Origin of the sequence: Azospirillum thermophilum, assembly GCF_003130795.1 — a bacterium.
Classification (GTDB): Bacteria; Pseudomonadota; Alphaproteobacteria; order Azospirillales; family Azospirillaceae; genus Azospirillum; species Azospirillum thermophilum.
Genome location: NZ_CP029353.1, coordinates 506,068 through 518,877, shown reverse-complemented (window position 1 = coordinate 518,877; position 12,810 = coordinate 506,068). Strand labels below are relative to the sequence as shown.

At 71.9% G+C, this 12,810-nt stretch carries 13 protein-coding genes; 9 read left to right on the top strand and 4 right to left on the bottom strand.

What is annotated here, in order from left to right; translation table 11 throughout:
* Positions 1–71 precede the first annotated feature (71 nt).
* On the top strand, positions 72–578 hold the full coding sequence (locus tag DEW08_RS08550) for a hypothetical protein (protein WP_181449439.1): 507 nt from the start codon (positions 72–74) through the stop codon (positions 576–578).
* Between the two features lie 60 nt (positions 579–638).
* Here the strand turns inward: DEW08_RS08550 and DEW08_RS08545 are convergent, their stop codons facing one another.
* Together DEW08_RS08545 and DEW08_RS08540 are read right to left on the bottom strand one after the other, a co-directional pair.
* Positions 639–899, bottom strand: coding sequence for a hypothetical protein (locus tag DEW08_RS08545; protein WP_109326226.1), 261 nt, complete (start codon positions 897–899; stop codon positions 639–641).
* A 194-nt stretch (positions 900–1,093) separates the two neighbouring features.
* Complete coding sequence (locus DEW08_RS08540; protein ID WP_109326223.1) at positions 1,094–1,342, bottom strand: hypothetical protein; 249 nt, start codon at positions 1,340–1,342, stop codon at positions 1,094–1,096.
* 272 nt (positions 1,343–1,614) lie between these two features.
* On the opposite strand from DEW08_RS08540, the gene DEW08_RS08535 reads away from it, so the two are divergent.
* A complete protein-coding gene (locus DEW08_RS08535) occupies positions 1,615–2,043 on the top strand; it encodes a hypothetical protein (protein ID WP_146214667.1) in 429 nt (142 codons plus the stop codon).
* A gap of 165 nt (positions 2,044–2,208) precedes the next feature.
* Positions 2,209–2,418: a hypothetical protein gene (locus DEW08_RS08530; RefSeq protein ID WP_109326221.1), complete on the top strand. Its 210-nt coding sequence runs from the start codon at positions 2,209–2,211 to the stop codon at positions 2,416–2,418.
* A 103-nt stretch (positions 2,419–2,521) separates the two neighbouring features.
* Here the strand turns inward: DEW08_RS08530 and mtnA are convergent, their stop codons facing one another.
* Positions 2,522–3,616 carry an S-methyl-5-thioribose-1-phosphate isomerase gene (mtnA, locus tag DEW08_RS08525; RefSeq protein WP_109326220.1) on the bottom strand — a complete coding sequence of 365 codons (1,095 nt, stop codon included), beginning with the start codon at positions 3,614–3,616 and terminating at the stop codon, positions 2,522–2,524.
* Between the two features lie 209 nt (positions 3,617–3,825).
* Here mtnA and DEW08_RS08520 point away from each other — a divergent pair, with 209 nt between their 5' ends.
* The 5 genes from DEW08_RS08520 to DEW08_RS08500 all read left to right on the top strand — a co-directional run bounded on the left by DEW08_RS08520 (position 3,826) and on the right by DEW08_RS08500 (position 9,205).
* Entirely contained in the window at positions 3,826–5,382 is a 1,557-nt protein-coding gene (locus DEW08_RS08520) for a sensor histidine kinase (RefSeq protein ID WP_245986502.1), read from the top strand.
* A gap of 238 nt (positions 5,383–5,620) precedes the next feature.
* On the top strand, positions 5,621–6,592 hold the full coding sequence (locus tag DEW08_RS08515) for an ABC transporter permease (protein ID WP_109326219.1): 972 nt from the start codon (positions 5,621–5,623) through the stop codon (positions 6,590–6,592).
* The gene (nikC, locus tag DEW08_RS08510) at positions 6,589–7,506 is read left to right on the top strand and encodes a nickel transporter permease (RefSeq protein ID WP_109326218.1); all 918 of its coding nucleotides are present in this window, start codon (positions 6,589–6,591) and stop codon (positions 7,504–7,506) included. Before DEW08_RS08515 ends, nikC begins: the two co-directional genes overlap by 4 nt.
* A gap of 5 nt (positions 7,507–7,511) precedes the next feature.
* Positions 7,512–8,417: an ABC transporter ATP-binding protein gene (locus DEW08_RS08505; protein WP_109326217.1), complete on the top strand. Its 906-nt coding sequence runs from the start codon at positions 7,512–7,514 to the stop codon at positions 8,415–8,417.
* Positions 8,414–9,205 (top strand): ABC transporter ATP-binding protein, encoded by a 792-nt coding sequence (locus tag DEW08_RS08500; RefSeq protein ID WP_245986500.1) that lies wholly within the window; start codon positions 8,414–8,416, stop codon positions 9,203–9,205. Before DEW08_RS08505 ends, DEW08_RS08500 begins: the two co-directional genes overlap by 4 nt.
* On the opposite strand, the gene DEW08_RS08495 is transcribed toward DEW08_RS08500, so the two are convergent.
* Positions 9,196–11,025 (bottom strand): GGDEF domain-containing protein, encoded by a 1,830-nt coding sequence (locus tag DEW08_RS08495; RefSeq protein ID WP_109326212.1) that lies wholly within the window; start codon positions 11,023–11,025, stop codon positions 9,196–9,198. The two genes, DEW08_RS08500 and DEW08_RS08495, sit on opposite strands and share 10 nt — an antisense overlap.
* A 221-nt stretch (positions 11,026–11,246) precedes the next feature.
* On the opposite strand from DEW08_RS08495, the gene DEW08_RS08490 reads away from it, so the two are divergent.
* Positions 11,247–12,809 carry an ATP-binding protein gene (locus tag DEW08_RS08490; protein ID WP_109326202.1) on the top strand — a complete coding sequence of 521 codons (1,563 nt, stop codon included), beginning with the start codon at positions 11,247–11,249 and terminating at the stop codon, positions 12,807–12,809.
* The last annotated feature ends 1 nt before the right edge of the window (position 12,810 follow it).

Below are 12,810 nucleotides of genomic sequence, written 5' to 3'. Positions count from 1 at the left end.
GAGCTGGGGGCGCAGGCGCGCGAGCGGGTCTCGGTCGGGGGCTGGGGCGCTACCGCCGCTTCACCCGCAAGGTGCGCGACTTCTTCGCCCTGGCCGCCGTCGCGCAGGAACGCATCGACGCGGCCCCGGAGGAGCTGGAGGATCTGGTCGGGCCGATGACCACCGCGCTCGACCGGCTGCACGCCCGCATGGTGGTGCTGTTCGTCGAGAGCAGCGCCGCCTTCTTCACCGTCTTCGCCCGGGTGAAGGCCCTGCCCATCGGCACGCACGAGATCTGCGGGGTGGAGCTGCGCGGCGTGAAGGAGATCCGCAAGTTCCTCGACGACCCGCTCTACGAGGGGGAGCGCGGGCAGGCCCTGCGGGCGGAGGCCGACCGCATCGCCGGCCTGATCCGCGTGGTGATGGAGCGCATCCCGCCGCTGCCCGACTTCGGGGACTCGCCGAGCATCGGGCCGAAGGGCCTGGTCAACCAGCCGCTGAAGGAACCGGCCGCGGCCCCCAACGCGGTCGCGCGGCGGCCCCCGCCCGGCAGGCGCTTCCGCAGCAGCCGGCGCGGGTGCCGGAGGCGCGGCCCCTGACCCTCGACTCGCTCGGCGAGGACGAGGAGGGCTGAGCCGGCCCCCGATCCGGCTGCAGGATCAGCGCCGGCGCTTGCCGCCTTCGTCGGCGGTCAGGGCGCCCACCGCGGCGCCGGCCGCACCGCCCACCAGCCCGCCGACCACGGCGCTGCCGCCGGTGACGGCCCCGATGGCGGCACCGCCCGCGGCGCCGATGGCGCCGCCGGTCAGCGCCCGGTTCTCCCGATGGCTGAGGTTGGAGCAACCGCCGAGCAGGACGGTGCCCAGCAGCACCGCCGCGACCGCTGCCTTCGGGGCGGCCTTCGAAACCCGGATCATCATGATCGTCCCTACATCCTGTTCGTTCCGTCGCCGCCGGCCGGACCGGCCAACGGCCACGCTCATGATTACGAGACAAACATATAGGGGCGTGTGATTAATCCGTGGTAACGCACCGGGCGTATTCCCGGCCGCTGCCGCTCCGCCCGATTCCGGGCCCGGTTTTGAGCCCCATCGGGGAAAGCGGCCCGGCCGGGTCAGCGCTTGAGCTGCGGGTCCTCCCCCTTGGCGCGGCGCCGGCCCTCCTCCTCGGCGCGGCGAAGGTCCTCGCCCTCCGGCCCGTCCAGCGCCTCGCGGGCGCGGGCGGCGTCGCCCTGGACGTCGTGGTTGCGCACATGGTCCTGGACGCCGCTGCGGTAGCGGGCGTCGGCGGTCCGGTTGCCTTCGCCTTCGTTGAGCGGCTTGTCGGTATGCGGCTTGTCGGTATGCGGCTTGTCGGCGGTCATGACGGGATCCTCCGCTGCAGGGGCAGATTGCGGGCACGAAGAACAGCTCCATGCCGACTCCTAAACCCTGTCCGAAGCCCTGAGGTTTCCCGACCGGCGCCCGTCACCTCATCCGGCCACGGCAGCCGCCCCGGCGGCGATATTAGCCACACTCGGATCAGGTATTACCAGCTTCCGGATTAATATTTTAGTTTTGCGGGATTTTGCATCATAGACATGACGAAAACACATCCGTCCGGACTTTTCTTTTGCACATTAGCTTGAAATAAAGTGTGCCGACCGACAGTCCGCCCTCCCCCGCCCCGACCATGCCCCAGACCAACCGTCCCACCCCCGTCCTGACCCCCGCCCCCTGCCGACCGACCGACCGGCGGGAGCGGAGCGAGAGCTTCCCCACCTCCGGGGTCGCCACCGTCCCCTTCTTCGAGCGGACCACCGGGGCGCGGCCGGCCGCCAACCACTCCGATATCCGGCGTCCGGCAGCCCCGCAGGCGGCGAGCGCCCCGGCACCGCAGGCCGCGCGGCTGGGACAGGTCATCCACATGGCGTCCACCGGCGTGTGGGCGGTGAAGCATGATGGCCGGCTGGCGGAGATCGACGGCCGCAACTGCTGGGACAGCCGTGAGGCGCTGACCGCCGCGGCGGAGCGTGCCGGCATCGCCCTGTCCAGCATCGCGATCGAGACCGGCTCGCTTCCCTGACCACCCCGGGACGCCCTGCTCTTCGGAGAGGCCCCCCACCCTCCAATGGACCCTTGCGACCGTCCGTCGCGTTGCCCACCATGGCAAGACGTGAGTCACTCCGCGGCAGGAATGGCAGGCGACTGCCTTGAAATTCCCCGGCGCGGGCATGTCGATGGACGGATCATGGAAGAAATCGATCGTAGACGAACGCTCGACTATTTCGAACGGCTGGGCCAGACCCGGGTGCGGCTTTACACGGCCATCGACTGCGACCGCTTCCTCGGCGACTGGCAGGTCCGGGAACTGGCGGACGAATGGCTGGCCGGCAAGCAGACGGAAGACCGCGCGCAGCCGCCGCTCTGGCGGCGCCTGCTCGGCGACCGCCAGGGCTGAGGGGGCCGCCGCCGAGGGGCAGCCGGGGCCGGGGGAGAGGCGCGGGCCGCCCGCCGACCCGAAGGCCGGCCGCTGCCCGTCCCCGCCCCGTCCTCCCCTGCGATCAGCGCTGTTCGGGGAACAGCGTCAACAGCCCGGCGCGCGAGGCCGGGCACAGGCCGCGCTCGGTGATCAGGCCGGTGACCAGCCGCGCCGGCGTCACGTCGAAGGCATAGTTGGCGACCGGGCTGCCGTCCGGCGTGATCCGCACCGTCTCGACCCGCCCGTCGGCGGTACGGCCGGTCATCTCGCTGACCTCGCGGCCGTCGCGCTGTTCGATCGGGATGTCGCGCACCCCGTCCTCGATCCCCCAGTCGATGGTCGGCGAGGGCAGCGCCACGTAGAAGGGCACGCCGTTGTCGTGGGCGGCCAGCGCCTTCAGGTAGGTGCCGATCTTGTTGCAGACGTCGCCGCCGGCCGTGGTGCGGTCGGTGCCGACGATGCACAGGTCCACCATGCCGTGCTGCATCAGGTGGCCGCCGACATTGTCGGCGACGACGGTGTGCGGCACGCCGTGATGGTTCAGCTCCCAGGCGGTCAGGCTGGCGCCCTGGTTGCGCGGACGCGTCTCGTCCACCCAGACATGCAGGCGGATGCCCTCCTCGAAGGCGACGTAGATCGGGGCGAGCGCCGTGCCCCAGTCCACGGTGGCAAGCCAGCCGGCGTTGCAGTGGGTCAGCACGTTGACCGGCTCGTCCGGCCCCTTCTCCGCCGCCGCGGCGCGGATCAGGGCGGCGCCATGCTCGCCGATCGCCTGGTTGATCGCGACGTCCTCGTCGGCGATCAGGTCGGCCTCGATCAGCGCCGCCTCGGCACGGGCGGCCGGCGGCAGCGGCGCCAGCTTCGCCCGCACGCGGTCGAGCGCCCAGCGCAGATTGATCGCCGTCGGACGGGTAGCGAGCAGGGTGGCATGGGCCCGCTCCAGAGCGGCATCGCCCGCATCGGCCCGCATCGCCAGCGCCATGCCATAGGCGGCGGTGGCGCCGATCAGCGGAGCGCCGCGCACCAGCATGGCGCGGATGGCGTGCGCGGCCTCGTCCAGCGTCGTCAGCGACACCACCGCGAAGTCGTGCGGCAGCCGCGTCTGGTCGATGATCGAAACCGAACGCCCGTCCTCGGCCGGCCAGATTGTCCGATAGGCGGCTCCGTCGATTTTCATAAGGCCTCCCCCACCCGCATCATGTCTTTATCGGCAATCCACAATAGGCGGTGGCGCCTGGCTATTCAACGCACGTAGCTTCCCTGCAACCAATTCGCACCGACGACTGTTCCTTCGCCGGCCCCCGTTTTCCGGCGCACCCGCTTCCCGACCCCAACCACGACATGCCCTTGCGCTCGCTCCGCTCCCATCCTTCGATGCTGTACCGGATGCCCGGCACCGCCCTGATCCTGCTCGCCTGCACCGCCGCCGTGCTGGTGACGGTGGCGCTGTCCGCCGTCTTCGTCTGGCGCGCCCGGGTCGACGCGGTGGAGCAGGCGAGAGCCGTCGCCGGCAACGTCAGCCTCCTGGTGGCCGAGCATGCCGCCCGCCTCGTCGAGTCGACCGCCGTGGTGACCGGGCAGGCGGCGGCGCTGGCCGGCCCGCCCGACGCCCCGCTGCCCGCCGATGCGCAGACCGCGCGGCAGCTCGCCGTGCTCGCCGGCCCGGTGTCCCACATCGCGGCCATCGAGCTGCGCGACGCCGAGGGGCGCACCCTGCTGTCGAGCCGCGTCCATCCGGTCCCGCCGGCGCAGGGCGCCGCCGTGCCGGTCGCCGACCTGCCGGAGCTGGCGCTGGTTCCCGGCCGCGTCGCCAACCAGCCGGCGGTGGTGATGAAGCGGACCCTGCCCGGCCCGGCCGGCGCCCCGCGCGGCAGCATCGTCGTCGGGCTGAACCCCGACCAGCTCCGTCACGTCCTGCGCGGGCTGGAGGTCGGCTACGGCCACACCATCACGCTGCGCGCCGCCGACGGCAGCGTGCTGATCCGCGATCCCGAGGGCACGGGAACCGGCGGCAACCCGCCGCTGCCCACCGACATCGCGGTGCAGCGCCGGGTGGACGGCAACGGCCTGACCGCCGAGGTGGTGATCGCCACCTCCAGCATCCTCAAGCACTGGCGGGACGAGCTGTGGACCTATGTCGCCTTCGCGCTGGCCGCGGTGGCGACCGTGCTGGCGGTCGGCGCCCTCGCCATCCAGCGCGCGCGGCGCGAACGGCAGGCGGAGGACGCCCTGCAGCATGCCTACGACACGCTGGAGGAGCATGTCCGCACCCGCACGACCGAGCTGGAGTCGGCCAATGCCCGCCTGGAAAACGCCCTGACCGACAAGGAGGTGCTGCTGAAGGAGGTCCAGCACCGGGTGAAGAACAACCTTCAGGTCATCTGCAGCCTCTTGCGCCTGCAGGCCGCCCGGATCGACGACAAGGCCCGCCGCGGCTTCGACGAGAGCCTGCGCCGCATCCAGACGCTGAGCCTGCTGCACGAGCTGATCTACCGGTCCGACCAGCCCGGCCGGATCAACATCGCGGACTTCTTCCGCCAGCTCTGCGACGGGCTCGCCCGGTCGGAGAATCCCACCGGCGCCCGGCTGGTGGTGGAGGCGGAGGACTGGACGGTGGACGTGGACCAGGCGACGCCGCTCGCCCTGATCGCCAGCGAGCTGGTGTCGAACGCCCTGCTGCACGCCTTCCCCTCCGGCCATCCCGGCACGGTCACGGTCGGGCTCGGCCCAATCGGAGGTGGGCCGATCGGTGGGGGCCAGATCGACGGGGGCATGCGCCTGACGATCCGCGACGACGGCGTCGGCCTTCCCCCCGACATGCCGCCCCGGCCGGCAAGCGCAGCGGCGGCAACGGGCTGGGCCTCGTCCTGGTGCAGGCCCTGGCCCATCAGGCCGGCGGCTCGCTGTCCATCGACCGCAGCGGCGGTGCCGCCTTCACCCTGACCATCCCCTCCCAGGCCAGCCGCCGCTCCAAGGCGGCCTGATCCGTCCCGCGCCCCGATACGCCCTACGACTCCGTTCCCGCTTTGCCAAAGCGGCAACTCTATGATTCCCTTAGCGCCTGACTCTGTCCGTCCAGCAAGCAGGCACCCGCCGTGGCCTCAGCCAGCCCTTCCCGCTCCCCCGGTCCCGCTCGCGGTTACACCACGCGACGCGCCGACTCGCCGGGCTCGCCGCGACGATCGTCTTCACCGTCCTCGGGCTTCTGCTCGTCACCTTCCTGATCGGCCGGGTGGTGCCCATCGACCCGGTACTGGCGATGGTCGGCGACCGCGCCAGCGCCGAAACCTATGCCCGCGTCCGCCAGGAGATGGGGCTGGACCTGCCGCTCTGGCAGCAGTTCCTGCGCTATGTCTGGTCGGTGATGCAGGGCGACCTCGGCGAATCGGTGCTGACCTCCCGCCCGGTGCTGGAGGATGTCGCCCGCGTCTTCCCCGCGACGCTGGAACTCGCCACCTGCGGCGTTCTGCTCGGCGTTCTCCTCGGTGTCCCGGCGGGAGTGCTGGCGGCGGTCAACCGCGGGCGCTGGCCTGACCATGTGATCCGGCTGCTCGGCCTGCTCGGCCATTCGGTGCCGATCTTCTGGCTCGGGCTGATGGCGCTGCTGCTGTTCTACGCCCGGCTCGACATCGCTCCCGGCCCCGGCCGGGTCGACGTCTTCTACGAGGGCATGGTGGAGCCGGTGACCGGCATCATCACGCTGGACGCCCTGATGGCCGGAGAGACCGACATCTTCTGGAACGCCCTGCACCACCTCGTGCTGCCGGCCGGGGTGCTGGGGCTCTACAGCGTCGCCTACATCGCACGCATGACGCGCAGCTTCATGCTCGACCAGCTCCGCCAGGAATACATCACCACCGCGCGGGTGAAGGGGCTGTCGGAGTCGCGGGTGATCTGGCGCCACGCCATGGGCAACATCGCGATTCCCCTGCTGACGGTGGTGGCGCTGTCCTACGCCACGCTGCTGGAGGGCTCGGTGCTGACCGAGACGGTCTTCGCCTGGCCGGGGCTGGGGCTCTACATCACCAACTCGCTGCTCAGCGCCGACATGAACGCGGTGCTGGGCGGCACGCTGCTGGTCGGGCTGGTCTTCATCGCGCTGAACCTGGTGACCGACCTGCTCTACCGCCTGCTGGACCCGAGGTCGCGATGACCGACACGACGACCCAGGCCGCCGGCTGGCGCGCCTGGCTGACCACCGAGACGCCGCACTCCCGCCTGCAGGCCCGCATGGGCCGGCTGTGGCACGGCTGGCTGGCCTTCCGCCGCAACGGGCTGGCCATGGCGGGTCTGGCCATCGTGCTGGCGCTGCTGCTGGTGGCGGCGCTGGCCCCGCTGCTGGCGCCCTACCATCCCTACACGCAGGATCTGGCGAACCGTCTGGCGCCGCCGGGTCCGCTGCACTGGCTCGGCACCGACGCCTTCGGGCGGGACATCCTGTCGCGGCTGATCCACGGCACGCGGCTGACGCTGATGGTGGTGGTGCTGGTGGCGCTGACCGCCCCGGTGATCGGCCTCGCCATCGGGACGGTGGCCGGCTATCTCGGCGGCTGGGTCGATGCCGTGCTGATGCGCATCACCGACATCGCGCTGGCCTTCCCCAAGCTGATCCTGGCGCTGGCCTTCGTCTCGGCGCTCGGGCCGGGGATCGAGAACGCCATCATCGCCATCGCCATCACCTCCTGGCCGGCCTATGCCCGCATCGCGCGGGCGGAGACGCTGACCATCCGGCGCAGCGACTACATCAGCGCCGTCCGCCTGCAGGGGGCGTCGCGGCCGCGCATCATCCTCGGCCATGTCGTGCCGCTCTGCACCGCCTCGCTGATCGTGCGGACGACGCTGGACATGGCGGGCGTCATCCTGACCGCGGCGGGGCTGGGCTTCCTCGGGCTCGGCGCCCAGCCGCCGCTGCCGGAATGGGGGGCGATGATCGCCGCCGGCCGCCACAACGTGCTGGAGCAGTGGTGGGTCGCCGCCATGCCGGGCATGGCGATCCTGGTCGTCAGCCTCGGCTTCAACCTGCTGGGCGACGGCCTGCGCGACGTGCTGGACCCGAAGGGGGACTGAAGGCGATGAGCGACATTTCCCCCACCTCGCCCCCCGCCGGGCTTTCCTCCGGGCCGGGCGCGGAGCCGCCGGAGCCGCTGCTGGAGGTGCGCAACCTGCGCGTCTCCTTCCCCACCCGCACGGGCGTGACCCAGGCGGTGCGCGGCGTCTCCTTCACCGTCGGGCGGGAGAAGCTGGGCATCGTCGGCGAATCGGGATCGGGCAAGTCGATGACCGGGCGCTCCATCCTGCGGCTGGTGCCGCGGCCGGGGCAGGTCACCGCCGACCGGCTGTCCTTCCTGGGCGAGGACCTGCTGACCGCGTCGGAGAAACGGCTGCGCGACATCCGCGGCCGGCGCGTCTCCATGGTCATGCAGGACCCGAAATTCTCGCTCAACCCGGTGATGACGGTCGGCCGCCAGATCGCCGAGGCCTACCGCGTCCACAGCGACGCCGACGCCGCCGAGGCGAAGCGCCGCACGCTGGAGATGCTGGAGGCCGTGCGCATCCGCGATCCGGAACGGGTCTGGGGCCTCTACCCGCACGAGGTGTCGGGCGGCATGGGCCAGCGCATCATGATCGCCATGATGCTGATCCCCAACCCCGACCTGCTGATCGCCGACGAGCCGACCTCGGCGCTGGACGTCACGGTGCAGATGCAGGTGCTGGCGATCCTCGACGACCTCTGCAGCTCGCGCGGCATGGGGATGGTCTTCATCAGCCACGACCTGAACCTCGTCGCCTCCTTCTGCGACCGCGTGCTGATCATGTATGCCGGCCGGGTGGTGGAGAGCTGCCGCGCGTCGGAACTGCACATGGCCCAGCACCCCTACACCCGCGGCCTGCTGGCGAGCCTGCCGCGGCTCGACGATGACCGGACGGAACTGCCGGTGCTGACCCGCGATCCGTCATGGGCGGAGGAGGACCGATGACCGGACGCGACATGATCGAGGTCGAGGACCTGCGGGTCACCTTCTCCAACGGGGCCGAGATGGTCACCGCCGTCAGCGGCGTCGGCTTCACCGTGCGCGAGGGGGAGAGCTTCGGGCTGGTCGGCGAGTCGGGCTCCGGCAAGACCACCGTGCTGCGCACCATCACCGGCCTCAACGACCATTGGAGCGGCCGCATCGCCGTCGCCGGCCGCCAGCTCGGCCCGCACCGCGACAAGCCTTTCTACAAGTCCTGCCAGATGGTCTTCCAGGACCCCTACGGCTCGCTCCACCCCCGCCACAGCGTGGACCGCATCCTGGCGGAACCGGTGGCCATCCACCGGCTGGGCGACGCCGACCGCCGCATCGACCGGGTGCTGCGCGAGGTGGGGCTGGGGCCGTCCTTCCGCTTCCGCTACCCGCACCAGCTCTCCGGCGGCCAGCGCCAGCGCGTCGCCATCGCGCGCGCCCTGATCCTGGAGCCGCGCGTGCTGCTGCTCGACGAGCCGACCTCGGCGCTCGACGTGTCGGTGCAGGCGGAGATCCTGAACCTGCTGAAGCGGCTGCGGGCCGAGCATGGCCTGACCTACATCCTGGTCAGCCACAACCTCGCGGTGGTGGGGGTGCTGTGCGACCGGCTGGCGGTGATGAACCGCGGCCGGATCGTCGAGGAGATGGACATCGCCCGGCTCCACCGCGGCGAGGCGCGCGAGGGCTACACCCGCCAGCTCCTGCGCGCCAGCCAGGGCTACGACCGCGCCGCCGCCGCCGCCTTCCGGGACTATGCCTGAGCCGGCCCGCCCAGCCGCACCACGCAGAGCTTGTCCTCCGCCCCCTTGGCGGCGGCCTTGTTGGCGGCGATGGCGGCGTTGATGGCGTCCGGGGTCAGCTCGTGGTCGCCGGGCGGGATCGTCACCACCACGCCGCTCGCCGACAACAGCGGGAAGCTGCGGTCGTTGCCGTAGCGGTCCTTGGCGACGAAGCGGCCGGTCTGCCGGGTCTGCGGGTCGTAGAGGCTCTCGGCGTCGGAGCGGAACAGGGCGAGCAGCTCGGCCAGCCGGGCCAGCGTCTCCCCCTCGCCGGCCCCGCTGACGCCGAGGAAGAAGTCGTCGCCGCCGATATGGCCGGCGAAGGCGTCGGTGCCGCCGGCCCAGCTCTTCAGCCGCTCGCTGAACATCAGGATGGCGCGGTCGCCCTGGCGGAAGCCGAAATTGTCGTTGAAGGGCTTGAAGTTGTCGAAGTCGAGATAGGCCAGCACATGGCCACGCCCGCGGTCGGCCAGCGCCCCGTCGATGTGGCGGACGATGGCGGCGTTGCCCGGCAGCCGGGTCAGCGGGTTCTGGTCCGTCGCCATGGCGAGGTTGCGCTCGTGCACCAGCCGGATCAGCGCGCCGGAGGAGAGCACGCCGACATATTCCCCACCCTCGACGATGATGATGCCGTCGCTCGCCGCCTCGGTCGAGAAGGCCTCGATCACCCGGTTCAGCGGCGTGGCGATGTCGCAGACCGGGCTCTTGATGACCAGCGCATCCAGCGTGTCGCCCAGCCCGCGGTTGCGCAGGAGTTCGCCGCCGAAGCGCGAGTAGACGAAGCGCTTCAGGTCGCGCTCGCGGATCAGCCCCAGCGGCCGGTCGTGGTCGTCCACGATGGGCACGATGGGCGGCGCCGTGTTGCCCTTGAAATAGTCGAGCAGGTCGGTCTTGCGCGAGCTGACGCGCAGCGTCGGCAGCCGCTCGATCACCTCCGACAGGCGGCGGTGCGAGTCGCTGGGCTGGCGGCGGTCGCGGCGGTTGAGCTCGTCGACGATGGCGAACTGGCCGGGAAGCTCGGTCAGGTCGGTGCGCGGCCGGGCGATCAGGTAGCCCTGCGCGAAGTCGCAGCCGAGGTCGCGGACGACGTAGAACTCGGTCTCCGTCTCCACCCCCTCCGCGATGATCTGGACGCCCAGCGCATGGGCGTAGCCGACCAGCAGGCTGGCGATGGCCCGCTTGCGCGTATCGCGGTCGATGCCCGAGACGAAATAGCGGTCGAGCTTCACATAGTCCGGCTTCGCCTCGTAGAGCAGCCGCAGCCCGGCATGGCCGACCCCGAAATCGTCCAGCGCGATGCCGACCCCGGCGCGGCGGTAGCGCTCCACCATGCGCTCCACCCCCTCGTCGCCGACCACCTCCTGCCGCTCGGAGATCTCCAGCGTCAGTCCCGGCGGCGGCTTCGCCCCGCCGTCGGCCGCCAGCCAGGGCGATCCCGGCAGCCCGACCAGCCGGGCGTCCAGGTTCAGGAACAGCTTGGCGTCGCGCCAGCCGGGCAGCGCCCGGTAGGCCGCCACCGCCTTGGCATGCAGCGCCGACTCGACGCGGTCCAGCGCCCCCGCCTTGGCCGCGGAGTCGAGCAGGTGGTGCGCATGGGCGAAGGGCGTGCGCTCGAAGCCGCGCAGCAGCGCCTCATAGCCGTGGCAGCGCCCGCTGCGGAGCTGGACGATGGGCTGGAAGGCGTAGGCGAGCGGGGTCACCGCCGCGTCCCACGGGTCGCCGCCCCGGCCGACCGGTGCCGATGGCCCCTGCGGGACGCGCGGCCGGACGCTCATCACCCGATCCTTCGTCAGCCAGTCCATGATCCGTTTCCTGCCGGGGGCACGCCGGTCTTCCGGGTTCGCGCGCCATAGGATGTCGCGGTGCTCTTCGACAACCGGCAGGTTTAGCAGCTCTGTTTTTCGGTTTCGTGACTCCCGCCACCACTTTTTCGCAGGTCGGGATTTTGCCCGCGCACGGCCGGGCCGGACTGCGCTATAGGAGCCCGCTCGGGCAGGACGGAAGCCTCTTCGGGAGCGGTGGGATGAAGGTCGGCATCGACATGGGACGGACGACGGCGGGCACGCCGGCGACGATCGACCTGGAGGAGCTGCTGGCGACGCGCCTGCTGGTTCAGGGCAACTCCGGCTCGGGCAAGTCGCACCTGCTGCGCCGGCTGATCGAGCAGAGCGCCGCCTGGGTGCAGCAGGCGGTGATCGATCCGGAGGGCGACTTCGTCACGCTGGCCGAGCGGTTCGGCCATGTGGTGGTCGAGGCCGACGAGCATACCGAGCCGGCGCTCCAGTCCATCGCCGCCCGCGTGCGGCAGCACCGCGTCTCCGTCGTCCTGAACCTGGAGGGGCTGGACACCGAGATGCAGATGCGGGCGACCGCCGCCTTCCTCGGCGGGCTGTTCGACGCCGACCGTGACTTCTGGTACCCGATGCTGGTGGTGGTGGACGAGGCGCAGCTCTTCGCGCCGTCGGCCGCCGGCGAGGTGTCGGACGAGGCGCGCAAGGTCTCGCTCGGCGCCATGACCAACCTGATGTGCCGCGGACGCAAGCGCGGCCTCGCCGGGGTCATCGCCACCCAGCGCCTCGCCAAGCTCGCCAAGAACGTCGCGGCGGAGGCCTCCAACTTCCTGATGGGGCGCACCTTCCTCGACATCGACATGGCGCGCGCCGCCGACCTGCTGGGCATGGAGCGCCGGCAGGCGGAGATGTTCCGCGACCTGGAGCGCGGCCACTTCATCGCGCTCGGCCCGGCCATGTCGCGCCGGCCGCTGCCGGTGCGCATCGGCGAGGTGGAGACGCAGGGCCGCGCCGGCAGCCCGAAGCTGATGCCGCTGCCCGCCACGCCGGTGGAGGACGCCCGCGACCTGATCTTCACCGCGACGGAGCCGGAGCCGCCGCGCTATCCCGTCCGCCGCCCCTCGGCCAGCGCCAGCGCCGATTTGATGGCCCGCCTCGCCGCCGGGCGCGCTGCCCCGCCACCACCGGCCGCGGTCGACGAGGACGCCCCGCCCGCCCCGCCGCCCGAGCCGGAGGAGACGCCCGAACAGGCGGCCGAACGCGAGGCCCGCTACGAGGCGGTGCTGCGCGAGGTGCTGGCCGACCCGGAGGCGCCCTACCGCTCGCTCGCCGTGCTCTACCAGGATTTCCTGGTGCGCTGCCGCGGCCATGGGGTGGAGGGCGACCGGCTCGCCCTGCCCGCCTTCCGCCGCAGGCTGACCGCCGCCCGCGCCGGCGCCGGCATGACCGGGGATCCCGCCTGGGAGCGGGCGACCGCCGCCGCCGCCGCCCTGGAGGAGGACATCCAGCCGGTCTTCCTGCTGCTGGCCCGCGCGGCGCTGGACCATGCCCCCTGCCCGTCCGACCCCGAGGTCGCCCGCGCCTGCGGCAGCCGCTCGCCGGGCCGGGCGCGCCGCCTGCTCACCTACATGGAGCAGCGCGGCCACATCGTCACGCGCAACGGGCTGGGCAACACCCGCAGCATCGCGCTGCCGGCGCTGGGCTGGGAGACGGCGCTCGGCGACCCCAACGCGGAGGCGCCCGCCGACGGCCCCGCCGGTCCGGCCAGGGCCGGCGACCTCCCCGGCGGGGCGTAGG

Excerpts from the sequence above, each read along its gene's own strand:
- DEW08_RS08545 (WP_109326226.1), bottom strand. The coding sequence starts at position 899 with ATGATGATCCGGGTTTCGAAGGCCGCCCCGAAGGCAGCGGTCGCGGCG.
- DEW08_RS08540 (WP_109326223.1), bottom strand. The coding sequence starts at position 1,342 with ATGACCGCCGACAAGCCGCATACCGACAAGCCGCATACCGACAAGCCG.
- DEW08_RS08530 (WP_109326221.1), top strand. The coding sequence starts at position 2,209 with ATGGAAGAAATCGATCGTAGACGAACGCTCGACTATTTCGAACGGCTG.
- mtnA (WP_109326220.1), bottom strand. The coding sequence starts at position 3,616 with ATGAAAATCGACGGAGCCGCCTATCGGACAATCTGGCCGGCCGAGGAC.
- DEW08_RS08520 (WP_245986502.1), top strand. The coding sequence starts at position 3,826 with ATGCCCGGCACCGCCCTGATCCTGCTCGCCTGCACCGCCGCCGTGCTG.
- nikC (WP_109326218.1), top strand. The coding sequence starts at position 6,589 with ATGACCGACACGACGACCCAGGCCGCCGGCTGGCGCGCCTGGCTGACC.
- DEW08_RS08505 (WP_109326217.1), top strand. The coding sequence starts at position 7,512 with ATGAGCGACATTTCCCCCACCTCGCCCCCCGCCGGGCTTTCCTCCGGG.
- DEW08_RS08500 (WP_245986500.1), top strand. The coding sequence starts at position 8,414 with ATGACCGGACGCGACATGATCGAGGTCGAGGACCTGCGGGTCACCTTC.
- DEW08_RS08495 (WP_109326212.1), bottom strand. The coding sequence starts at position 11,025 with ATGGACTGGCTGACGAAGGATCGGGTGATGAGCGTCCGGCCGCGCGTC.
- DEW08_RS08490 (WP_109326202.1), top strand. The coding sequence starts at position 11,247 with ATGAAGGTCGGCATCGACATGGGACGGACGACGGCGGGCACGCCGGCG.